Genomic DNA, 23121 nt, shown 5'->3' with positions numbered 1-23121 from the left:
GCCTGTCCGACGAGGAATGAAGACATGGATGAAACCACCCAACCCACGCTTACCATCCCGGTTGCGCTGGTAGAGGAGCTGTCGGGCGCCACCAGTATCGAACAGGTGCTGGCCATCTCCGCACGGTGGCTGCCCGAGATTTACGAGGCCGACGCCGCCCGCCTGAACTTCGTCGACGAACATCGCGTCATCGACCAGTTCAGCTTTCGCAACGGCCGCGTCGATCTCTCCGCGGAAAAGAATCCGATCCCGCCGGACTCGCCGCGTGGTCGCGTGTTGAGCTCCGGCACACCGATGCACCTCGACGCCGACTCTTTGGCGCGGGAACCGGACCGGACCACGCAACGGCTCTACGACAGCGGCATGCGAAGCTGCCTGATCGTGCCAATGCGCAACAGCGGCCAGACAGTCGGCGTCGTCGGTCTGGTGCGCCGCTCCCGGACCGCGTTCACCGCCCAGCAGACCCGGCGGCTCACCGCGTCCGCCAGCTGGATCGCCGGGCAGGCACGGCTGATGCAGCAGCTGCGAGCCAATGCCCGGCTGGCCGAAACCGATCCGCTCACCGGTCTCGCCAACCGGGTGCGGCTGATGCGGGTGCTTGACGGCCCCGGCGCGCTGCACCTGCCCGACGCACGCGGCCGCGTTGTCGGCGTGCTGCATCTCGATCTCGACCATTTCAAGGAAATCAACGACCGCTTCGGGCACGAAGTTGGCGATCTGCTGCTGCGCCACGTCGCGGGCTGCATGCAAGCCGATACCGCCCCCACCGACCTGGTGGCGCGGATCGGCGGCGACGAGTTCATCGTGGTTACCCGCAGCGACCTTGCCGGACAGCATATCTCCGGCCTCGCGGCCCGGCTCTCCGCCCGCCTCGCCGAACCCGTGCAACTCGCCGGGCGCGACCTGTGCTGTTCGGCAAGCATCGGCCTCGCCCTGGCCGAACCTAAGGACAACGCCGAACGGCTGATCGCCAATGCCGACATCGCGCTCTACGAGGTCAAGCGGAACGGTCGGAATGGCGTGCGCGCTTTCTGCAAAGCGATGCGGGAGGCGCATGAAGCCCGCCGCGCCCTGCTCACCGATCTGCGCGCAGCCGTCGCGGCCGAACGCTTCGATCCCTATTTCCAGCCGGTGATCGACCTGCGGACAGGCGACCTCGCCGCACTTGAACTGCTGGCTCGCTGGCAGCACCCGGAACGCGGTACGCTCGGCCCCACCACCTTCCTCGACATCGCGCAGGACGCGGGCCTGACCGACCGCATCGACGCTATTGTCCGGCGCAAGGGCCTGAAGGCACTGGCAGGGTTGCGCGCCGCCGGCTGGGCCGTGCCGGGCCTGGCCTGCAACTGCTCGGCCCAGACGATGGCGGATCCCGAACTTGCCGATACCCTGCGCTGGGAGGTCGAGGAAAACCGCCTCGCCCCCGCCGATCTGACGCTCGAAGTAAAGGAATCGCTTTTGCAGACGGAAGGCGCCCTGCGCACCGAACAGACGATCACGCGCCTGCTGGAATTCGGCTTTCCGGTGGAAATTGACGAATTCGGCACCGGCCGCATTCCTATGCACAAGCTCCAGAGGCTGCGGATCGGCGGGCTGAAGCTGCGCCCCGGTATGACCGCCCAACTCCCCGGCGACTGCAGCGAGACATTGCTGCGCGCGGTCCTCGCCATGGCGGCGGAGCTGAGCCTGACGGTCACCGTGAAAAGCGTCGAGTCAGGTGCGGAAGTCACCCGGCTCAAAGGGCTGAAATGTCATCGCGTGCAGGGCTACGCCGTGGCGCCGCCGATGGATCGCGACCGGCTGCTGACCTATCTGCGCGACCGGGGCCCGGCGCCGGCGCTGGCTGCGGGCTGACCGCTCCCGAAACCGTCCGCTATCTGGCAGCCCCGCGCGGCACGAAGGTGTCGCGCAGAATTTCCAGCACATGTGCCCGGGTCGCTGCGGTCTCCATCAGCACCTCGTGCTCCGAGCCGGCCAGCACCTCCAGCCGCCCGTTCGGCCAGCGTTGCATGCGCCGGTGCACCGCCGGCACATCGACGATCCGCTCGTTGCTGCCCAGAAATGTGACGCAGGGCACGTCCGGCGACGGCATCTGCGCCAACGCCCGGGTCTCCTTCAGCGCCTCGTGCAGCCAGTGCAGGCTCGGCCCGCCCAGTGCCAGATCCGGGTGCCCGCTGATCTGCGCCTGCATGTAGCCCCACATGCCGGGATCCGTGGTCAGCATGTTGTCGCGGAACGGCGCCGATTCCAGGTAGGATGCCGCCCCGGTTCCCGGCGCATAGCGATGCCCCTGCCCGACATTGCGCGAAGACCAGCCCAGCGACCACGCCACAGGGCGCAGGTACCAGCTGATCTTGATGCCCCACATCGGTGCGCTGAAAGCGGCGGCGGCCACCGGCAGACCTTCGTGCAGGGCGCGCAGTCCAATGCATCCGCCCATCGAATGCCCGATCAGGTAATAGGGCTCCGCCATACCCTCGGCCCGCGCCGCCTGCAGCATCGCCTGCACATCGAGCTGATAATCCGAAAACGCAGCCACATGCCCGGTGAGACGATCGGACAGCGCCCTGTCGGACAGGCCCTGCCCGCGCCAGTCGATGCTGACCATGCCGAACCCGAGCGCCAGCAGCTCTGACGCCGTGCGACCGTATTTCTCGACATATTCGGTCCGGCCGTTGAACATCAGCACTGTGCCGCGGGTGCCCCCCGGCCAGACGGCCGCGCGCAGGCGAACGCCGTCCTCCGCCGTAACCCAGGACGTGCGGACGTCTTCGGGTCCGTGCGAGACCTCGGCAAAGAACGGCGCTGATTCTCGCATGTCAGCTCAGCAGAGAGCCGAGCTGCATCGCCATACCCATGTCACCGTCAACACTAAGCTTGCCCGTCATGAAGGCCGAGGTCGGGTCCAGATCGCCCGAAAGGATCGACTGGAAGGTGTCGGCATCCGCTGTCAGCGTGACATCGGCCTCTTCATCCGCCTCGCGAACCCCCTCGGAATCGATCATGATGGACCCTTCGCCCTCGATCACGAATTTCGCGCGTCCGTCGAATTCGCCGCTGGCCTTTTCGCTCAACGCCTTTACGGCGGCGTCGGTCATTTCGCTCATTAAACGGGCTCCTTGATTTGTGACCCCAACGGGGCTCGCATTTTGCTGCATCCGCAGTATGCTTCGGTTTATGGGAAAACTGAAACGGTTCTGCAAATCTGCCGTTGCGGCATATTTCATCGCCACCGGCGCTGCCCTGGCGCAGGATCAACAGCCGCCCGATCTCGATGCACTCATGGCCGAGCTTGCCGATCCCGACACCGGCAACTGGGAGCAGGTCGAACGCCGCATCCGGCTCGAATGGGACAAGTCCGGCTCTGCCGCGATGGACCTTCTGCTGCAGCGTGGCCGCGAGGCGATGGAGGCCGAGGACTGGGACGCGGCGCTCGATCATTTCACCGCCCTGACGGACCACGCCCCCGACTTCGCCGAAGGCTGGCATTCCCGCGCCACCGTCTATTTCTACAAGGACATGTACGGCCCCGCGCTCGACGACATTGCGCATGCGCTGTCGATCAACCCGCAGCATTTCGGCGCGCTCTCCGGCCTCGCCGTCATCCTTGAATCCATCGGGATGGAGGAAGAGGCGCTCGACGTCTGGCACATGCTGGTCGACATCCATCCGCACCTGCCGCAGGCGCAGGAATCGCTGGACCGGCTGGAAAAACTCTACGGCGGCCAGCCGATCTGATCCGCACCCGCATCGGGACCATTCGGCCACGTCGTGCAGATTCCTGGCACCCCGCCATATACATGAGCCCGTGCCTGCCCTACATGCACCCTTAGACAGGAACACTTAGCAGCCGGCGCGTCGCCTGCTTCAAGGGACGCACGTTCCCGACTGGCCACCCGGCCAGGCGGCGACACCCACCGGCGACAGAGGCGATGCGATGGCGAGTGAGGCGCGGATCACAGCGGTTCTGGGCCCCACCAATACCGGCAAGACCCATTACGCCATCGAGCGCATGCTGGCCTATCGCACTGGCATCATCGGCCTGCCGCTTCGCCTGCTTGCACGCGAAATCTACGACCGCATCGTCGCGCTGCGCGGCCCCTCCGTCGTGGCGCTGGTCACCGGCGAAGAACGGATCGTCCCCGCCCGCACCCAGTACTGGGTCTGCACGACCGAGGCGATGCCGGACGGCATGGGCGCCGACTTCCTCGCCGTCGACGAGATCCAGCTCTGTGCCGACCCGGAACGCGGCCACGTGTTCACCGACCGGCTGCTGCGCGCGCGCGGTCTGCACGAGACCTTGTTCCTCGGCGCCGACACCATGCGCGGCGCCATCGCGGCGCAGGTGCCGAAAGTCCAGTTCGCTCGCCGCGAACGTTTCTCGGACCTCACCTATATCGGACCGCGTAAAATCAGCCGCATGCCACGCCGCTCGGCTATCGTGGGTTTCTCGGTCGATCAGGTCTACGCCATCGCCGAACTCATCCGCCGGCAAAAGGGAGGCGCCGCCGTGGTCATGGGCGCGCTCAGCCCCCGCACCCGCAATGCGCAGGTAGAGCTTTACCAGAACGGCGACGTCGACTACCTCGTCGCCACCGACGCCATCGGCATGGGCCTCAACTTGGATATCGACCACGTCGCGTTCTCTTCGATCTCCAAATTCGACGGCCGCCGAATGCGCTACCTGCAGCCAAACGAACTGGCCCAGATCGCCGGCCGGGCGGGGCGCTATACCAAGGACGGAACGTTCGGCACCACCGGCGAGGCTCCGCCGTTGGACGAAGGCGTGGCCGAGGCGATCCAGGGCCATCGCTTTGCCCCGATCCGCAAGCTGCAATGGCGCAACGCCGAACTCGACTTTCGCCGCCCCGACACGCTGATCGCCTCGCTCGAGGCGCCCACCGGCGACGAATGGCTTAGCCGCGGCCGCGAGGCCGACGACCTGATGGCGCTGAAACTGCTGTCCGAGGTCGACGCCGTCCGCCAGCGCACAACCGACGCGAATGGCACGCGGCTGCTCTGGGATGTCTGCCGGATCCCCGATTTCCGAGGCATAAGCCACGCCGAACATGCCGGTCTGCTTGAGCGAATCTTCGGATTCCTGCATGAGTTCGGGCGCGTTCCCGACGACTGGCTCGGCCAGCAGGTCCAGAGAATTGACAGGACCGATGGCGAAATCGACACATTGTCGAAAAGATTGGCCTATATTCGCACTTGGACCTTTGTCGCGCAAAGGGCAGGCTGGGTCGATGACGAAACGCATTGGCGCGGCGCCACCCGCGCGGTAGAAGACCGACTGTCGGATGCTCTGCATGAGCGGCTGACGCAAAGATTTGTGGACCGGCGCACATCCGTACTGCTGCGCCGGCTCAAGCAGAAGGAGAGCCTTGTGGCCGAGGTGAACGACAAGGGTGAGGTAACCGTCGAGGGTCAGTTCGTGGGCCGGCTGGAGGGATTCCGCTTCAGCCAGGATGCCAGCGCGTCGCCCGACGAGGCCAAGACCCTGCGCCAGGCCTCGTTGCAAGCGCTGAAGCCGGAATTTCACCTGCGCGCCGACCGGTTCTACAACTCGCCGGATACAGAGATCGACTTCACCGACCAGGGCGGCCTGATGTGGGGCGACAGCGCCATCGGCAAGCTGGTCACCGGCCCCGAGCCCCTGAAACCCCAGGCCGAAGCCTTCGTCGACGAAGAGGCCGGGCCCGATGTCGCCCAGAAGGTTCAGCGCCGGCTGCAGCATTTCATCGACCGCAAGGTCGCCACGCTGTTCGAGCCGCTCCTGAACATGTCCCGCGACGAAACGCTCACGGGCCTCGCCCGCGGCTTCGCGTTCCGCATGGTCGAGGCGCTTGGCGTGATCCCCCGCGATCAGGTCGCCAACGAGGTCAAGGAGCTCGACCAGGACGCGCGCGGTGCGCTGCGCAAGCACGGCATCCGCTTCGGCCAGTTCACCATCTTCATGCCGCTCCTGCTGAAACCGGCGCCGACGCGCCTGCGCCTGGTGCTCTGGTCGCTGTCGCAGAACCTGCAGGAATTCCCCGAAAGCCCGCCGCCGGGCCTGGTGACGATCCCCACCCACGGCGACGCGCCGGACAGCTACCACACCATGGCCGGCTACCGGAAAGCCGGCGACCGTGCGATCCGCATCGACATGCTGGAACGCCTCGCCGACCTCCTGCGCGCCGAAAACAGCCGCGCCGGGTTCGAGGCGACGCCCGACATGCTGTCGATCACCGGCATGACGCTGGAACAGTTCGCGGCGCTGATGGAAGGTCTCGGCTACAAGGCCGAGCGCGGCGAACGCGAAAAGGCAAAACCGGTGACCGAGGTCATGCCGGAGGCCGCGCCTGACGGCGCTGCGGCGGCCGACACCCCGGTGATGGACGCGGATACGCCGCCCGAAGGCGCGGTGACAGAAATCCCCGAAACGCCGCCCCCCGCCGAGGCCCCCGAGCCCGCCGGGGAAACCGAGGCGGTCGAGGATACCGGCACCGCTCCGGTGGCCGAAACGCCGGACAACGCCGAACAGGCTGATGACGGCATCCCGGAAACCGCCGAGGGCGAGACGCCCGCGGGCACCGCCCCCGACGCCGAGATCGCCGAGCCGGAAACCGAGGTTTTCTACACCTTCACCTGGGGCGGCTTTAACCGCCGCCGGGAAGAAAACCGCCCGCCCCGGAACAAGGGCAAACCAAAGGGCAAGCCCAACAAGGGCAAGCGCCCGCCGAAACAGGGCCAGCCGCAGACCCGCAATTTTGAGTCTCGGCCACCCAAGAAAGACAAGATCGACCCCGACAACCCCTTCGCCGCGGCGCTGATGGGCTTGCGGAACAAGGACTGACTTGCCCGAAGCCCCCCGCCAGACGATCCGCATCGACAAGTGGCTCTGGTACGCCCGCTTCTTCAAGACGCGCGGGCTGGCGGCAAAGACGGTGTCCGCCGGCCATGTCAGGGTGAATACCGGCCGGGTCTCGAAACCTGCCCATACCGTCGGTGCCGGCGACACGCTGACCTTCCCGCAGGCACACCGCATCCGCGTCGTCCGCATCCTCGCCACCGGCACCCGCCGCGGCCCCGCGCCCGAGGCGCAGGCGCTCTACGAGGATCTCACACCGGCTCAGGAAAAGGCCCCGCCTGCCCCGAAATTCGACGGGGGCGGCCGCCCGACCAAGAAAGATCGCCGTACCGCCGACAGCATCCGCCATCGCGACCTTGAATGATCGGTCCGGCTGGAATAGCTACGGCCCAATCCAAAGGCGGAAACTCCCATGACCTATATCGTCACCGAAAACTGCATCGCCTGCAAATACACTGACTGCGTCGAGGTTTGCCCCGTCGACTGCTTCTACGAAGGCGAGAATTTCCTGGTGATCCATCCCGACGAGTGCATCGACTGCGGCGTGTGCGAGCCGGAATGCCCGGCCGAGGCGATCTTGCCCGACACCGAGCCGGATACCGAAAAGTGGGTCGAGTTCAACCGCAAGTATGCCGAACTCTGGCCGGTCATCATTACCAAGAAGGATCCGCTGCCCGACGCCGAGGAACGCGATGGCGAAGAGGGAAAGTTGGAAAAGTACTTTTCGGAAAAGGCCGGCGAGGGCGGCTGACCCGATTCGCCGCGTGACGACAATTGACGTAACGTCGGCCTACGAACGACCCAAACAATCGCCCGTTACACCAGTGTTACGGGGCGTTTTTGGTGACTTTGGCTCCGCCATACTTTGAAATTTCACAAATTTCTGCTATATAGATTACATATTGACGCCGAAACTCCGTGCCATCCGCAGGGCTGCATTCCTGAGGCTGGTTTTTTTAGCGCCGGATTCAAGCCCCTCCATGTGAGAGGGCTCTCCCGCGGTGGGGAATCGCGTCTCTGGTGGTCCGCTGGACCGTCTCGGAAGGACGCTGCATGACGAAGACGAAGAAAATGGAATTCCGGCCCAACGAATATGTTGTCTACCCGGCACATGGCGTGGGCCAGATTATCTCGATCGAAGAACAGGAAATCGCCGGCATCAAGCTGGAACTGTTCGTTATTTCGTTCGAGAAGGACAAGATGACCCTGCGCGTACCGACGCATAAAGCGACGGATGTCGGCATGCGGTCGCTGTCCACGCCGGACATCGTGTCCCAGGCAATGAAGACGCTGAAGGGCAAGGCCAAGGTCAAGCGCGCAATGTGGTCGCGTCGGGCCCAGGAATACGAGCAGAAGATCAATTCGGGCGACCTGATTGCGATTGCCGAGGTTGTGCGCGACCTGCACCGCACCGACGATCAGCGCGAACAGTCCTATTCCGAGCGTCAGCTTTACGAAGCGGCCCTGGAACGCCTGACCCGCGAAGTCGCTGCCGTTTCCGGATCCGACGAAACCGCCGCGCAAAAGCAGGTGGACGACGTCCTGATCAGCCGCGCCGCCTGATCCCGGCGATGTTGAAAATGTAAGACCGCTGCCCTCTCGGGGCGGCGGTTTTCTTCGTTGCGCCCTGTCCGCCCGAATTCGGATTTATCCAATAATCCGCTCTGTTTCCTTGCAAGAGCACGGGCTCCACCTACACGTTTCGCACAATCCGAAGCTCAAACAAGGCTGGCCAGCACCGCCAGCGCCGCGACTTCGCAGACCTGCTGCACCGCGCCCAGCACGTCGCCGGTCTGCCCGCCCAGCTTCGCCCGCGCCAGACCGACGCAGCCCGCCGTGACCGGCGCCAGGACCAGCGCCACCAGCAGTACCGGCGGCCCGACAAGCAGGAACCCGGCGCCCAGCGCCACAAGCAGCCCGATCGCCACCGTCTCGCGACCCGGCCGCCCGACGCTCTCTGACAGCCCGTAGCCCCGCGCATTCGGCAGCGCCCACATCGCCACCGCCATCGGCGCGCGCGAAAGAACCGCCGCAGCCAGCACCGGCCAGGCAAAACCGCCCGCCGCGATCAGCGCCGTCATCGCCGCCCAGCGCAGCCCAAGCGACAGCACCAGCGCGATGACGCCATAGCTGCCGATCCGGCTGTCCTTCATGATCTCCAGCCGCCGCGCCTTGTCAAAGCCGCCCCAGAACCCGTCCGCCACATCGGCCAGACCATCCTCGTGCAGAGCGCCGGTGACCAGAACCGCCATCGCCAGCATCAGCCCCGAGACCAACGCGTCCGGCATCCCGCACCACCGCGCCAGCACGCCGATCACCACCGCGATCAGCCCCACGACCAGCCCCGCCACCGGCCAGGCCCAGGCGGCCCGCGCACCGCGATCGGGCACCCGGCCCACCGGCAGCCGCGTCAGCAGCGCCAGCGCCACGCTGATGTCGCCCGCCTGCACCAGCGATGTGTCGCGTTCAGCCATCGCGCCGCCGATTTCCCGCTGTTCTCCTCACACCCGACCCGATAGAGACAAACTCCGATCCGCGCAACGAAAGACCCAGATGCACGATCTCGCCGCCTTCCGCGCCGCTCTCGCAGACCTCCCGCAGGCTGACCCGCAGGCGCGCGCCGATGCCGATGCGCGCAATGCCCAGCTCACCAAGCCCGCCGGTTCCCTCGGGCGGCTTGAGGAACTCGCGATCTGGTATGCATCCTGGCGCGGCAACCCGCGCCCGCAGGTTGACAGCCCGCAGGTCCTCGTCTTCGCCGGCAATCACGGCATCGCCGCACGCGGTGTTTCCGCCTTCCCGGCAGAGGTCACGGTCCAGATGGTCGCGAACTTCCGCGCCGGCGGCGCCGCGATCAACCAGCTCGCCAACGCTTTCGGCGCCCGCATCGACGTGCACGAACTGTCGCTCGACACGCCCACCGCCGATTTCACCGCCGCCCCCGCCATGTCCGAGGCGGAGTTCGCCGAGGCGCTTTCCACCGGCTGGAATGCCGTCGCCCCGCAATCGGGCCTCCTCGTCACCGGCGAGATGGGCATCGCCAACACGACCGCAGCCGCCGCGGTTGCCGCCGGACTCTTCGGCGGCGCGCCCGCCGACTGGGTCGGCCGCGGCACCGGCGTCGACGATGCCGGCCTCGCGCTGAAAGCGCAGGTGGTGGCAGAGGGTCTGGCACTTCACGCCGCCGCCCTTTCCGATCCGCTGGAAACCCTCCGCTGCCTCGGCGGGCGCGAGATTGCGGCTATGGCCGGCGCCATACTGGCCGCCCGGCATCACCGCATCCCGGTAATCCTCGACGGCTTCATCTGCTGTGCCGCCGCCGCCGTGCTGCACAAGGCCGCGCCCGGTTCGCTCGACCACTGCGTCGCAGGCCACCGCTCTGCCGAAGCCGCCCATACGCGGCTACTCGATGCGTTCGGCCTCGAGCCGCTGCTATCGCTGAACATGCGCCTCGGCGAGGGCTCCGGCGCGGCGCTGGCCATCGGCATCCTGCAGGGCGCCGTCGCCTGCCACTCCGGCATGGCGACCTTTGCCGAAGCCGGTGTCTCCGGCGGCTGACCCTTCAGCCGCCGCTGCGCCGCTCGCGCCTTTCTGCCGCATCCTCTTCCGGCGGCGCTTCCTGCCGCAACAGCGCCGCTTCCAGCTCGGAATTCAGTTCGCGCGTGCGCTTCACGTATTCCGGGTTCTGCTCCACCGGCACACCGGGCTTCCACACCTCGGCCAGCGCCCGCACCGCAGCGCGGTCGTGCTGGAAATACGTCCGCTCCAGCGTCGCCGCCTCGAAATCGGAAAGCCCCATGTTTTCCAACACGTAGCGCCCTGCACGCAGGCTGGAATCGAACAGTTCGCGCACGATGTCGTTCGCGCCCGCGCGGTAAAGCTGATAGACATGCACCCGGTCCCGCGCCCGCGCGACGATATGCAAATCCGGCCGCTCGCGCCGCGCAAACGCGACAAGCCGAACCGCCGACTCGCGATTGTCCAACGCCACCACCAGAACCTGCGCCTCCTTCAGACCGGCGGCGCGCAGCACTTCCGGCCGCGTCGGATCACCGAAGAACCCCTTGAAACCGAATTTCCGCATCAGCTTGATCGTCGACAGATTGTTGTCCAGCACCGTTGTATCGAAGCCGGACATCTGCACCATCCGGTTCACCGTCTGCCCGAAACGGCCCATTCCGGCGATGATGATCTTGCCTTGGGCGTTCACCTCGTCCGGCGTTTCCTCGGCCTCGCTGTCCTTCATCCGCGTGCTGATCCAGTCATAGGCCATGAAGAACAGCGGCGTGAGCAGCATCGACAGCACGATCACCATCAACAGGTTCTGCGACAGCGGCCGCGGCAGCACCCCGGTCTGGACCGAGAAGGACAGCAGCACAAAGCCGAATTCCCCAGCCTGCGCCAAGCCCAGCGTGAACAGCCACTGATCACGACCTTTCAGCCGGAACAGCTTGCCCAGCACATAGAGCACGCCGCCCTTCAGCAGCATGATGGCCAGCGTCAGACCCAACAGCGTGAATGGCCGCGCGAACAGCACGTCGAGATTGATGCCCGCACCCACGGTGATGAAAAACAACCCCAGCAGCAGGCCCTTGAACGGCTCGATATTCGATTCCAGCTCGTGTCGGTATTCGCTGTTGGCCAGAACCACGCCAGCCAGGAAGGTGCCCAGCGCCGGCGACAGACCGACCAACGTCATCGCAAAAGCGATGCCTACGACGATGAGCAGCGCGAAGGCGGTATAAAGCTCGCGCATCCGCGCCGCGTTGATGTAGTGGAACAGCGGCCGGATCAGGTAAATGCCGCCCAGGATCACACAGGCGATCACGCCCAGAGTCACCAGCGTCGCCCCCCAGCCCGGCAGCCCGGCGACCAGCGACAACACCTCCTCATGATGCGCGCCTTCACCCTGCGGCACCGCGGGGTTCGGGGGCCGGGTCACCGATCCGTCGGGATTGAATACCATCGGCATCTGCGTCGCCAGCAAGGGCAGGAAGATCAGCATCGGGATCACCGCGATGTCCTGCGTCAGCAGCACTGAAAACGCCGATCGCCCGCCACTGGTGCGCATCAGGCCCTTCTCGCTCAGCGTCTGCAGCACGATCGCGGTCGAGGACAGGGCAAAGATCATGCCGATCGCGATGCCGGATTGCAGCGGCAGACCGAGGAATGTCGAGGCGACCGCGATCAGCGCTACCGTCACCACGATCTGGCCCAGCCCCAGCCCCAACAGCCGGTGCCGCATGTCCCACAGCGCGCGCGGGTCCATTTCCAGGCCGATAAGGAACAGCATCATGACCACGCCGACCTCGGCGAAATGCTGCAGGTCGGTGGTCTCGCTGACCAGCCCAAGCACCGGCGCTATCAGCAGCCCGGCCAGCAGATACCCCAGCACCGAACCCAACCCCAGCCGAGCCGCCAGCGGCACGGCAATCACTGCCGCGGCAAGATAGATTGTGGCCTGGAAGAGGATGCCTTCCATGGTGTGCGGTTTCCCGGGTTAGCAAAAAGGACCAGCGCTCGCGGCAGTTATAGCATCCGGAAGCGACCGGACCAGCCTTCAGGTTGTCCGCCGAGCGTCCGAATGCCATCCATTTCGGCAAATGAGCGCCGTGCGGGCAATAGAGACGCGCGCTGGCGCCACCCGGCGTGATCGTGTGTCCGGTAACCTTCGCGAAAGCCGCGATTCACACGGAACCCGGCGGTGCCGCGCATTGCCGCCACATCGCCCGTCCGCAGCAGTCAGGCCAGCAGCGTCCGGATCGTGCTGCTCAGGTTCTCGATCCGCGACAGGTCCTCGCGGATCCGCTGCTGGAACCCGTTCAGTTCGCCGATAATGTCGGTCAGGCTTTCGCGCCCCTCGGTCAGCCGTGCGCCCTCGATCTTGCACATGACGCGGGTGGTCGACAGACCCAGGATGTGGCGGTTCATCTTCTTGCAGGCGTCGAGGATGCGATAGGTCTCCTCCGCCAGCTGGTTCTGTCCTGATTCCGACTTGGCGCTGTATTCCGCGACCAGCCCGTTCAGGTATCCGCGCTCTTCTTCCAGGTCGACATCGCCCAGCTTGCGCCGCTCGAAATCAAGCTGGCGCGAGCACTCGTTCAGGATGCGCGACATGCATTCCAGGAACATGCTCTGGCTGACCGTCCCTTCGATTGTGGAGAAGTTGCTCTCTTCGCCGACTACGTGGGTCTCGAACCAGCTCGACATCTCGCGCGACATGCCGCCGTAATTGGTCGACAAAGTGCTGATCGGGCCGCCATTCGGCTCCAGCCGCGACGCGATCACCCGCATGTTGTGCGGTATGATCTCTGTCATCTCGAACTCCGAGATCAGCTTCTCGGTCTCGACGTTCAGCTGCTCCGCCGCCTCCAGCATTTTGCGAAAACGCAAGATTGCCTCGTCCGGCGGCTGCTTCAGCCCCTTGTCCCGCGCGATCAGCTCTTCGCTCAGCGCGAAGGACTCGAAACGCTGGTAATCGGGGAAGCCCATCCCCTTGATCCGCTCGACCAGCCAGTCGGCGCTGTCGGCAGGGCTCATCCCTTCCTTCTTTTCCAGCACCAGCTGCTCGGCATAAAGCTTCTCGATCTTTTCGAGGATCTCGCTCGTCGGCTTTATCCGTGCCGACAAGTAGCCGCCGGCGCAGGGCACAACCACGGCATAGACCCAGTACTGCAGCCCATCCTTCGCCTTGTTCTTCACATAGGCACCGATCGTGCTGCCTTTCTTGATCGTGTCCCAGAACAGGTAGAACACGCCCTTGGGCATATCCGGATGCCGGATCATCTTGTGCGGCGCACCCAGCATCTCGGACCAGTCGTAATTCGCCACCCGGCGGAACACGTAGTTCCCGGCCTGGATCACGCCACGCCCGTCGGTGCGCGAAAAGAACACCTCGTCCAAGTAGAACGGGGCCTCTCCGCTTGGCGGCCGCTCCTCTTTCCGGCGATCCTCGAAATCCATCCGCGATACTCCGTAAATCCGACAGGCAGCCGGCAGGGCACCGACCGGCTACCTGTCGGAATAGGCGCTAGGCGTTGCTTTTGGATTAAGAAATCACGTGGGCAGCGGCGCGTCGGCCTTGAACTGGTCCATCACGATCTGGCTCTGCACCCGCGCCACCGCCGGATGCGGCAAAAGCACCTGGTGGATCAGTACGTTAAGCCCCGCCAAGTCGCCGCAATAGACCCGCAGCAGGTAGTCCGCCTCACCCGTCAGGGTCCAAGCGCTGACCACCTCGGGCCGCATCTGCACGATTCGCGTGAACCCCTTCACCTTTTCCGGCTCGTGCGTGGCCATCTGCACCTGCACGAAGGCCTGCACCGACAGCCCCAGTCGCTTCGCATCCAACCGTGCCGAATACCTCTCGATATACCCCGCCTGTTCCAGCCGCTGCCGCCGCCGCCCGGCCTGGCTGGCGGACAGGTTCAGAATCTCCCCAAGCGCCTCCGCCGTCAGATGCGCGTCTTTCTGAAGCGCGGCCAGCAGCCGCTTGTCGGTCTCGTCGATCTCCATGCGCAAAACATGCATCTATTGCGCCTGTATTGTCAATTTCCCGCACAATCCAACACAGCACCACTCAAGAACGCGCAGACCCCCGGCGCAATCGGAGTCACAATGACTCAAATGCCCGAACAGAGGAGACTGCGCCATGGGTCCCTTCCCCCACGACGCCCCGAAATCCGAAATCACCGAAAAGAACCCGGCCGGCACCGACGGCTTCGAGTTCGTCGAATTCGCCCATCCCGAGCCGGAAAAGCTGCGCGAGCTGTTCGCCCGCATGGGCTACGAACACACCGCCAACCACAAGACCAAGGCCATCGAGCTCTGGCAGCAGGGCGATATCACCTACGTTCTGAATGACGAGCCCGGCTCCCACGCCCGCACCTTCGTCGAAGCGCACGGCCCCTGCGCCCCCTCTATGGCCTGGCGCGTTGTGGATGCGAAACACGCCTTCGACCATGCCGTTGCCAAGGGTGCCGAACCCTTCGACGGTCCCGGCAAGACGATGGATGTCCCGGCCATCCGCGGCATCGGCGGCTCGCTGATCTATTTCATCGAGGACTACTATGAAAGCTCGCCCTATAACGGCGAATTCGACTGGATCGCCCAGTCGAAGCCCAAAGGTGTCGGCTTCTACTATCTCGACCACCTGACCCACAACGTCCACAAGGGCAACATGGACACGTGGTTCCGCTTCTACGGCGACCTGTTCAACTTCCGCGAAATCCGCTTCTTCGACATCGAGGGCAAGTATACCGGCCTCACCAGCCGCGCCCTGACCTCGCCCTGCGGCCGCATCCGGATCCCGATCAACGAGGATCGCGGCGAAACCGGCCAGATCGTCGAATACCTCAAGCGCTACAATGGCGAGGGCATCCAGCACATCGCAGTGGGAACCGAGAACATCTACGACGCCACCGACGCCATCGCCGGGAAAGGCATCAAGTTCATGCCCGCCCCGCCGGCCGCGTATTACGAGATGAGCCACGACCGCGTCTCCGGCCATGACGAACCGCTCGACCGGATGCAGAAGCACGGCATCCTGATCGACGGTGAAGGCGTGGTCGACGGCGGCGAGACCAAGATCCTTCTGCAGATCTTCTCGAAAACCGTGATCGGCCCGATCTTCTTCGAGTTCATCCAGCGCAAGGGCGACGACGGCTTCGGCGAGGGCAACTTCAAAGCGCTCTTCGAATCCATCGAACAGGACCAGATCGAACGCGGCGTACTGAACACCGCCGCGGAATAATTCCCGAATCCCGGCCCTCGTGGCCGGGTGACTGCCACCACGGAGCCGCCGGGTCCTCAGGGGTCCGGCGGCACTGATTCCAGGTTACAGGAAAGCAGAACGGCGGGAGGCCACAGCCCAGATCACCCCTGCGGCAACGCCAGCGTGATCGTCCGTCCGTTCTTGATGTAGCGCAGTTCGTCGTCGCCGATCGCCGCCACCTGGCCGCCATCGACGTTGTCCCCGACCTGCACCTTCACGTAGCGGCCCGAAGACAGCCGCACCAGCGCCCGCCGGTTGCTGGAAGAACCGTAGACGCCGATCAGGTTCACCCGGTTCAGCCGAAGCGCGTTCTCCTCGGTTGCGGTCGAGGCGACTGCAGCCGTGGTCGGGATGCTCGGGGCTCGCACAGCGGGGGTCGCGGGCACCGGCGACGGATTGCTCGGCGCCGGCTGCGACGGCGGCGGCGGCGCCGCAGCGGCCTCCTTCAGCGCCTTTTCGACGACGGCGGAAAAGTTCGACGGCCGCGAAGCCGGCAGCAGCGATACATCGACCGCCCGTTCAGTCGCGTCAGAGAAATCGGGCGTCTCTTCGGTGGCCGCGGCCTCTTCTTCCGCTGGCGCGGTCTCGCCCGCGCCGTCTTCGCCTTCTCCCGGCCGCAGCGGCGGCACCACGGAGGCGAAGTCGATCAGCGGTCCGTCGGCGGCGCTCTCGGTATCGGCCACGGAGGCCGAGGCGAGCACATCCGCCGCCACCGCTTCCGCCTCGCTGTCCGTCGCGGCATCGCCGCCCGGTACGGCATCGGTCGCGGTCTCCGGCGCGCCGGCCGAGGTCTCCGCCAGTGCCAGCGTCACCGCCGCGTCGGTTTCGGCGCCATCGCTCGTAACCTCGGGTTCGGCCCCGTCCTCCGGTTCCGCCGCCACGATCACCAGATCCTCACCGGGCCGCAGCGACGGCCTCACACCGGCCAGTTCGTCCAGTGTCAGCCCACCGAACCGCGCCCGCTCGTCGGCCTCGGCCAGGTCGGTCTGGTCCAGCAGCGGAGCCATGTTGATCAGGTCCGCCGGTTCGGCCAGGTCGAACTCGTCCTCCACCGTTCCCGACGGCGCGGCATCGTCTTCGGCCAGATCTTCCGGCCGCAGTTCGGGCACGTTCACCGGTTCCGCCGCGGCCACCTCGGTCTCCGGCTCCTGTGCCACGTCCGAGGTTTCCGCCTCCGGCAAGAGCTCAAGCGCCGCGTCGTCCTCGCTTTCCGGCACCTCTGTCCCCGGCCGCACTGGCGGCACCACCGCAGGTTCGCCCTGGTACACCACGATCCCGTCCGGCGTCAGCGCACCATCCTCGGTCGCCCGCACCAGGCCGCGCTCATCCAGGTCGAACTCGATATCGGGCGGCAGCGGCGGCATCATTGTCGCGAAGGGCAGCACCACGCCCGGCGCCGCATGCTCGGTCTCGGGCAGGCCGCGAGACGGCGGCGGCGCCAGATCGGGATCCGCCGAGGACAGGACAACGTCGTCCAGCCGATCGAGCCCCGGGCTCGAGGCCGCGTCCGGTGCACGCACCGAAATGCCGGTTTCGGCATAAAATGCCTCCGCCTCGTCGGCGGTCGGCGGCGCGGAGTTCTCGGGAACCGCTGTCACTGGCGCGGGCGCGCTGACCTCGGCCTGCGGCGCCGCCTCGCCGGCGGGCGGTACGTCCAGACGCACGATCTCCAGCGGGTCGTGCGCGGTGCCGCCGTCACCCGGCTCCGGCACGGCCGGCGTTTCCGGCGTCGAACCCGCGGGAAGCTGCGGCGCGAAGGTGGCCACGTCCGGCCCCGGTCCATCGGCCTCCGGCACGGCGCTTGCCTCGGGCTCGGTCTCCGGCGCCAGCGCCTCTTCCACCGCGGCCGTCACGCCATCCGCCGGTACGGCATCGTCCAGCAGGCTCTCATCCGGCACCGCTTCGGGCACCACCGGCTCCGGCGTTGTCTCGACGGCCTCCGGCTCTTCCGCCGCTGCCGCAGGTGCTTCGCCCATCTCCGGCTGCAGCGCCGTTACCTCGACACCGGGCATCGGCACCGACGGCGCTACCGGCGCCTCGGTCGCAGAGGACGTCGCCGTCTCCGACGGCGCCTCGGGCAGGATCGTCGGCGCCGGTTCTTCGATCTCGGTCACCTCCGGATCGCCCCGGAGGCCGAACCAGTCAGAGGCCACGTCGTTCATGAAATACGTAAGCCACAGGGCCACAGCGCCCAGCACGACCAGCAGCAGCAGTCCGCCCGCAGGCGCCAGAAAGCGCGGCCGCTGCTTTGGCAACGGCTTGCCGCGGGCTCCGAAGACGGTCATCGCCTCGGCTTCGCTGGCCGACGGTGTCACCGGGCGCGACATGTCCGGCGTGCGCGGCTTGCAGGCCGGCGCCGGCTTCGGCAGCGGCATCGGATCCGGTGTCTTCGCCCTCGCCGCAGGCGCAGGCGCGGGACTCGTTTTGGCGGGGGCAGAGACCGCAGCCACGGCGCCGCCACCCCGCATCCGGTTCAGCGTCTCGGCCAACGTCGGCGCATCCTCGCCGCGTTTCCGGCGCAGGCTGAACCGTCGGGCCGGTTTCACCTCCTCGGGCTGCGGGTCGCGCACCTTGTCCAGCACCGGGTCGGCCTTCTTCGCCAGCTCCGGCGCCTCGGGATTGACCGCCGCCGCACGCATTGCCGGACTGTCCCCGCCCGCCGGTGGCAAAACCTCCTCCGCGCCGGTTTCCGGCGCATCGGACTCCAGTCGCTTCGCCGCGATCCCCGCAATATCCTCGGGCTTCGGCCCGCGCCGCGGCGGAATCGGCGGCAGATCTCCGGGCCGGGACGGCGCCACATCCGCGCGCTGTTCCGGCACCGGCGGCAATTCCTCGACCTTGGGCGTCTTCCGCGCCGGCTCGGGCAGCGGATCATCCGCCGCGGGCACCGACCGCGCCGTAACTGGCGGCATATACCACTTGTCGTCCGCGGCGTCCGCGGGGTCCGGCGCCTTCGCCACCGGCTCGGACACGTCCGCGACGGGTTCGACCACCGGCTCGGGCGCGGCCTTCGAAGGCTCCGATGTCTCCGCCTCGGCCTCCGCAACCGGCGGTGCGGCCTCCATCATGGGCGGCACCGCATGACCGTTCAGCGGCTGCGCCGCGCGCCGCCGCGACGAAAACGACACCGGCATATCCGCCTCGGGACCGGTTCCCTCCGCATCGGCGGACACCTCCGGCACCGGCTCCAGAACCGCACCATTGGCCAGCGCGTGGCTCATACCGTTCGGTTCGGCCACCGCCTCTTCGGCCTGCACGTCGGGCTTCGGTTTCGGCACCCGCTTCGGCTTTGGCTCCGGCGCCGGCAGATCCTCGACATCGCCGAGCTGCCCCAGCACCACGATCGGACGCTTGTCGCGTTCGACCTTCTGCGCCCCGTCCAGCAGCCGTTCCGCATGCTGCGTCTCGCCAAAGAACGGCTCGCCGTCGAAATCGCCGTTCGCCGGTATCGCCACGAAAGAGACTGGATTGAACCGGTACTGCATCGCAAAGGTCTCGGCCTCGGCGAGCGTGTCGCGCGCCACCGCCGCGACCTGCACCTTGCCCTTCCTTACCTTCCAGTCGAAAGCCAGCTCATGCACCTCGTAGGGCGTCAGCCCGTCGAGCGCGTCCTTGATCTGCTCGATCCTGTCGGACTTCGTCGGTCCCGGCGCATCGACTTCGGTATACAGAATCTGCGAATTCGGGATCACCAGCTTGGTCGAAAGCCCGCCCGCCTCCAGGTCCGCCGCCGTGTGCCGCAGCACAACCAGCTCGTCCATCAGGTTGGGCGCGTCCAGCGACACGTCGCCCACGCTCAGCCAGCCCGCCTGCGCGCGGTGCAAAAGGCTTATTCCGTCATGGCTTAGGTTCAGGGCGAAACTGGGTTTCATGCGACAGATCTATACTGTGTTGGGTAGGCGCTTGGGAGTCGCAGCCCCGTGTCCACGGCTTTCTATAGCAACAAACCGCCGAGTGAAAGTAAAACACCAGTGCGCTCTTGCGGCAACACATCGCAACACGGATGTCTGTGCTCCCGTACACAAGGAACCGCACCATGCGCATTCTCCCCCTCCTCGCCGCTTTGCTGCTCGCGCTGCCCGCCGTGGCGCAGCAGGCCGACCCAGGGCGCCTCACCGTCACAGGCGAGGGCAGCGTCGCTTCGGCCCCCGACATGGCGCTGATCACCCTCGGCGTCACCAGCCGCGCCGAAACCGCCGCCGCCGCGATGGACGCAACCTCCGACGCGACCGCGGCCGTGCTTGAAACGCTGACCGGGGCCGGGATCGCCGCCACAGACATGCAGACCAGCGACCTGACCCTGTTCCCGCTGCAATCCGACCGCTCCGCCAGCGGTGCGGAATCCAGGATCACCGGCTACGAGGCCGGCAACACCCTGACCATCCGCGTCCGGGATCTCGACACGCTCGGCACCACTCTAGACGCCGCCCTCGATGCCGGCGCCAACACCTTCCGGGGCCTCTCCTTCGCCCTGCAGGATCCGGTCCCCGCGCTGGACGAGGCACGCCGCCGCGCCGTCGCCGACGCCCGGCGCAAGGCTGAGCTCTATGCCGAGGCCGCGGGAATCACGCTCGGCCCGGTGCTGGAACTGAGCGAAAGCGGCGGCAACGGCCCGCAGCCTCTGGCGCGTTTCGCCGCGGCCGAAGCGATGCCCATCGCCGCCGGCGAGGTTGATACCAGTGCCGCCGTCACCCTCGTGTTCCAGATCGCGACCCCCTGAAAACCGGAAATCTTTCAAGCTGTTACAAAACAGGTTCGCCGCGTGATCCGCGCGGCGAGCCCCCCCCCTCCGGCGACGCCCCCGACAAAACCGCGGGCGGGGGCCCAAACTTCCCGCCCGCTCCGCTTGGTCCCAAATACGCGAATCCCTCGACGCCACAGGCGCCACGCCCGCACAAGGCGTCGCGCCGGCCAGAATGTCGGTCAAGCGTCGCGCGGCAGCGCGTCCGCCGACTCCCCGGCCCGGCTCAGATCTCGATCTTCTGGAAGCTGTCGCGCAGCGCCTGGCTCCAGGCGTTCGACATCGCCTGGAACGCTTCGTCCTGCGCCTCGATCCGGCGGTGATAGGTGACCTTGCAGGCATCCCTCTCGATCACGGCAAGGTCCAGCGGCATCCCCACCGACAGGTTGGACCGCAGCGTCGAATCCATGCTCAGCAGCACCGCCTTCTGCGCGTCCGACAACGTCGTCTCGGGCCGCACCACCCGGTCGAGGATTGGCTTGCCGTACTTGTGCTCGCCGATCTGCAGGAACGGAGTGTCCGTCGTCGCCTCGATGAAGTTGCCCTCCGGGTAGATCAGGAACAGCCGCATCGCGCCGCCCTTCCGTTGCCCCGCCACGATCATCGAGGCGCTGGCATTCTCCGACCCGGCCGACATCTTCGACGCGATCGACGCCGCCACAGAGGACAGCGTGCCACCCACGATCTCCGCCACCTGCAGCATCGATTCCGCGCTCAGGATAGAGGGCGGCGCATCGGCGCTGTCATCCGCGATGGCATCTTCCAGCCGCGCGATGGTGGTCTGGGTGACGCTCAGCGACCCGGCGGTGAGAATCACCACCACCCGCTCTCCCGGCTCCTCGAAAGTGAACATCTTGCGGTAGGTCGAGATGTTGTCGAGCCCCGCATTGGTGCGGGTATCCGACAGCAGCACCATGCCGGCATCCAGCAAAAGCCCCACGCAATAGGTCATGGAAACCGACTCCCAGCCAGGCGCCGCGCGCGCCTATTGCTGGACTTGGCCGACGCTTACTTCCACGTCAAGATGTTCCGTGGTCTCGCCATGTGCGACACCTCGTATCGGCGCCGCATCCGTCGCGTCGAAGCCCGATCCCAGCCGGATATAGCGTTCGTCCGGGCAGCACTCGTTCGACGGGTCGAACCCGACCCAGCCCAGCCCGGCGACGTACAGTTCGGCCCAGGCATGCGAAGCCTCGGCCATCTCCTCGCCCGACTCGCTATACAGGTAGCCCGCCACGTACCGCGCCGGGATTTCCGACGCGATCGCCGCCGAGATGAGAATCTGCGCATGATCCTGGCAGACGCCATAGCCATGCTCCAGCGCCTCCGCAGCGGTGGTGCTCGCCTCGGTCTCGCCGGGCCGGTATTCGACCGTCTCCGCCACCGTGCGCGACAGCGCATGCGCCTTGGCCAGGATCGCGCCTTCGCCCTCCACGGCCGCTTCCGCCATCTGCCGGATCGCCCGGCTCGGCGCCGTCGCCCGCGAAGGTCGCAGGTAGACGGCGGGATGCACCGATTCCCGGTGCCCCTTCAGCACGCCCGACAGGTCCTGCGTCTCGACCTCGCCACTGACCTCGACGCACAACCCCGCCACCTCGCGGCGCAGCGACACTGTCTGCACCCAGTCGCCGGCGCCATCGCGAAAACCCGCGCCGACCTCGCTGCCCTCGACATGGACGGTCCATTCCAGCACCCGCTGGTTCTCGCAATCCGTGGGCACCAGCCGGTGGCTCTGCACCACGCCGCGTATCATCTCCTCGAAACGGTAGACCGTCTTGTGCGACACGTTCAGCTTCATGCCACCCGCCCCGTCAGATAGCTGGTATGGATCGCCTCACTCAGCCCGGCGATGCTCTGGACGAACCGGGTCAGGAACTCGTGCAGCCCCTCCTGGAACACGTCTTCCACATGCGCTTCGGCCAGCTCGCCCATCAGGTTCCGCGCCACTTCCTGCGCCTCGGTGGACCGGTGGTACATATGCGCCAGGAACTCCAGGCTCGAATCGGCTTCCTGAACGCAGGACCGCAGCGAGCGCGGGCATTGCAGGTTCAGGATCAGGAAATCCGCCACTTTCCGCGCCGTGATCTCGCCGCCATAAGCCCAGCCGAACGCTCGGTAGGACGAGATCGCGCGCAGCAATGTCGTCCACTGGTAATTGTCCAGGCCGGATCCAACATAGGTCACCTCCGGCAGCAGCACGTAATACTTCACATCCAGCAGCCGTGCCGTGCTGTCGGCGCGCTCCACCGCGGCGCCAAGCCTGACGAAGTGATAGCCGTCGTTGCGCAGCATCGACACCCCGGCCGAGCCCCGCACCAGCGCCACCGTCCGCCGCGTCCAGTCGATCAGGTCACTCAGGGGCAGCTGGCTGCGCTCGGTCCGCTGCATCTCCCGCAGTTCCTGGAAGGCGCCATTCAGCGCGTCCCAGACCTGCCCGGTGATCGCGGTGCGCACGATCCGCCCGTTCTCCCGCGCCGCCGAGATGCAGGACAGCACCGAAGACGAGTTGTCCTTGTCAAAGAACATGTGGCTTTCGATATTCCGCTGCACCGCGTCGCCGTATTTCTCGATGAAATCCGGCCGCGTGCCGCTGGCTTCCAGCACCGATTCCCACTCGTTCCGGAACCCGCCGCCGATATTCGGCATCAGCGCATTGCGGGCGCCCACTTCCAGCAGCCGCGCATTGGTCTCCGCCCGTTCAAGATAACGCCCGATCCAGTACAGGTTTTCCGCCGTCCGGCTCAGCATGCA

General features: G+C 66.3%; 19 protein-coding genes. 9 read left to right on the top strand and 10 right to left on the bottom strand.

The features are described from left to right. Positions 1 to 24 precede the first annotated feature (24 nt). A complete protein-coding gene (locus HCO70_RS12485) occupies positions 25 to 1854 on the top strand; it encodes a bifunctional diguanylate cyclase/phosphodiesterase (protein ID WP_172296596.1) in 1830 nt (609 codons plus the stop codon). Positions 1855 to 1873: 19 nt separating this feature from the next. Here HCO70_RS12485 and HCO70_RS12480 read toward each other — a convergent pair whose 3' ends face one another. Continuing rightward, the gene (locus HCO70_RS12480) at positions 1874 to 2818 is read right to left on the bottom strand and encodes an alpha/beta fold hydrolase (protein ID WP_172296594.1); all 945 of its coding nucleotides are present in this window, start codon (positions 2816 to 2818) and stop codon (positions 1874 to 1876) included. Between the two features lies 1 nt (position 2819). Continuing rightward, positions 2820 to 3107, bottom strand: coding sequence for an SCP2 sterol-binding domain-containing protein (locus HCO70_RS12475; protein ID WP_172296592.1), 288 nt, complete (start codon positions 3105 to 3107; stop codon positions 2820 to 2822). A 70-nt stretch (positions 3108 to 3177) separates the two neighbouring features. Here HCO70_RS12475 and HCO70_RS12470 point away from each other — a divergent pair, with 70 nt between their 5' ends. The 5 genes from HCO70_RS12470 to HCO70_RS12450 all read left to right on the top strand — a co-directional run bounded on the left by HCO70_RS12470 (position 3178) and on the right by HCO70_RS12450 (position 8419). Next, positions 3178 to 3738 carry a hypothetical protein gene (locus tag HCO70_RS12470; RefSeq protein ID WP_253913263.1) on the top strand — a complete coding sequence of 187 codons (561 nt, stop codon included), beginning with the start codon at positions 3178 to 3180 and terminating at the stop codon, positions 3736 to 3738. Between the two features lie 199 nt (positions 3739 to 3937). After that, the gene (locus HCO70_RS12465) at positions 3938 to 6841 is read left to right on the top strand and encodes a helicase-related protein (RefSeq protein WP_172296590.1); all 2904 of its coding nucleotides are present in this window, start codon (positions 3938 to 3940) and stop codon (positions 6839 to 6841) included. 1 nt (position 6842) lies between these two features. After that, the gene (locus HCO70_RS12460; protein ID WP_172296588.1) at positions 6843 to 7220 is read left to right on the top strand and encodes an RNA-binding S4 domain-containing protein; all 378 of its coding nucleotides are present in this window, start codon (positions 6843 to 6845) and stop codon (positions 7218 to 7220) included. A gap of 48 nt (positions 7221 to 7268) precedes the next feature. Continuing rightward, on the top strand, positions 7269 to 7607 hold the full coding sequence (fdxA, locus tag HCO70_RS12455; RefSeq protein ID WP_172296586.1) for a ferredoxin FdxA: 339 nt from the start codon (positions 7269 to 7271) through the stop codon (positions 7605 to 7607). Positions 7608 to 7909: 302 nt separating this feature from the next. Further along, the gene (locus HCO70_RS12450; RefSeq protein ID WP_172296584.1) at positions 7910 to 8419 is read left to right on the top strand and encodes a CarD family transcriptional regulator; all 510 of its coding nucleotides are present in this window, start codon (positions 7910 to 7912) and stop codon (positions 8417 to 8419) included. A 155-nt stretch (positions 8420 to 8574) separates the two neighbouring features. On the opposite strand, the gene cobS is transcribed toward HCO70_RS12450, so the two are convergent. Continuing rightward, positions 8575 to 9330 carry an adenosylcobinamide-GDP ribazoletransferase gene (gene cobS / locus HCO70_RS12445; RefSeq protein ID WP_172296582.1) on the bottom strand — a complete coding sequence of 252 codons (756 nt, stop codon included), beginning with the start codon at positions 9328 to 9330 and terminating at the stop codon, positions 8575 to 8577. A 79-nt stretch (positions 9331 to 9409) separates the two neighbouring features. On the opposite strand from cobS, the gene cobT reads away from it, so the two are divergent. Beyond that, positions 9410 to 10414 (top strand): nicotinate-nucleotide--dimethylbenzimidazole phosphoribosyltransferase, encoded by a 1005-nt coding sequence (gene cobT / locus HCO70_RS12440; protein ID WP_172296580.1) that lies wholly within the window; start codon positions 9410 to 9412, stop codon positions 10412 to 10414. Positions 10415 to 10418: 4 nt separating this feature from the next. Here cobT and HCO70_RS12435 read toward each other — a convergent pair whose 3' ends face one another. The 3 genes from HCO70_RS12435 to HCO70_RS12425 form a co-directional block, all read right to left on the bottom strand. Next, positions 10419 to 12338: a cation:proton antiporter gene (locus HCO70_RS12435; protein ID WP_172296578.1), complete on the bottom strand. Its 1920-nt coding sequence runs from the start codon at positions 12336 to 12338 to the stop codon at positions 10419 to 10421. A 260-nt stretch (positions 12339 to 12598) separates the two neighbouring features. Further along, the gene (locus HCO70_RS12430) at positions 12599 to 13819 is read right to left on the bottom strand and encodes a PAS domain-containing protein (RefSeq protein WP_172296576.1); all 1221 of its coding nucleotides are present in this window, start codon (positions 13817 to 13819) and stop codon (positions 12599 to 12601) included. Positions 13820 to 13912: 93 nt separating this feature from the next. Beyond that, positions 13913 to 14371 carry an Lrp/AsnC family transcriptional regulator gene (locus HCO70_RS12425; protein ID WP_172297383.1) on the bottom strand — a complete coding sequence of 153 codons (459 nt, stop codon included), beginning with the start codon at positions 14369 to 14371 and terminating at the stop codon, positions 13913 to 13915. A 136-nt stretch (positions 14372 to 14507) separates the two neighbouring features. On the opposite strand from HCO70_RS12425, the gene hppD reads away from it, so the two are divergent. Continuing rightward, positions 14508 to 15608, top strand: coding sequence for a 4-hydroxyphenylpyruvate dioxygenase (gene hppD / locus HCO70_RS12420; RefSeq protein WP_172296574.1), 1101 nt, complete (start codon positions 14508 to 14510; stop codon positions 15606 to 15608). 122 nt (positions 15609 to 15730) lie between these two features. Here the strand turns inward: hppD and HCO70_RS12415 are convergent, their stop codons facing one another. Next, entirely contained in the window at positions 15731 to 19501 is a 3771-nt protein-coding gene (locus tag HCO70_RS12415) for a hypothetical protein (RefSeq protein ID WP_172296572.1), read from the bottom strand. A gap of 164 nt (positions 19502 to 19665) precedes the next feature. On the opposite strand from HCO70_RS12415, the gene HCO70_RS12410 reads away from it, so the two are divergent. Next, a complete protein-coding gene (locus tag HCO70_RS12410) occupies positions 19666 to 20349 on the top strand; it encodes an SIMPL domain-containing protein (protein WP_172296570.1) in 684 nt (227 codons plus the stop codon). A gap of 247 nt (positions 20350 to 20596) precedes the next feature. On the opposite strand, the gene HCO70_RS12405 is transcribed toward HCO70_RS12410, so the two are convergent. The 3 genes from HCO70_RS12405 to HCO70_RS12395 are packed head-to-tail and all read right to left on the bottom strand — an operon-like array spanning position 20597 to position 23118. Then, positions 20597 to 21322 (bottom strand): peptidase, encoded by a 726-nt coding sequence (locus tag HCO70_RS12405; RefSeq protein ID WP_172296568.1) that lies wholly within the window; start codon positions 21320 to 21322, stop codon positions 20597 to 20599. A 33-nt stretch (positions 21323 to 21355) separates the two neighbouring features. After that, positions 21356 to 22168, bottom strand: coding sequence for a transglutaminase family protein (locus HCO70_RS12400; protein WP_172296566.1), 813 nt, complete (start codon positions 22166 to 22168; stop codon positions 21356 to 21358). Continuing rightward, on the bottom strand, positions 22165 to 23118 hold the full coding sequence (locus HCO70_RS12395) for an alpha-E domain-containing protein (protein WP_172296564.1): 954 nt from the start codon (positions 23116 to 23118) through the stop codon (positions 22165 to 22167). The genes HCO70_RS12400 and HCO70_RS12395 overlap by 4 nt, the downstream gene beginning before the upstream one ends. Positions 23119 to 23121 lie beyond the last annotated feature (3 nt).

Source organism: Pseudoruegeria sp. HB172150, from assembly GCF_013184805.1.
Lineage (GTDB): Bacteria > Pseudomonadota > Alphaproteobacteria > Rhodobacterales > Rhodobacteraceae > Psychromarinibacter.
The sequence above is the reverse complement of the archived record's forward strand: the minus strand, read 5'-3'. Positions and strand labels throughout refer to the sequence as shown.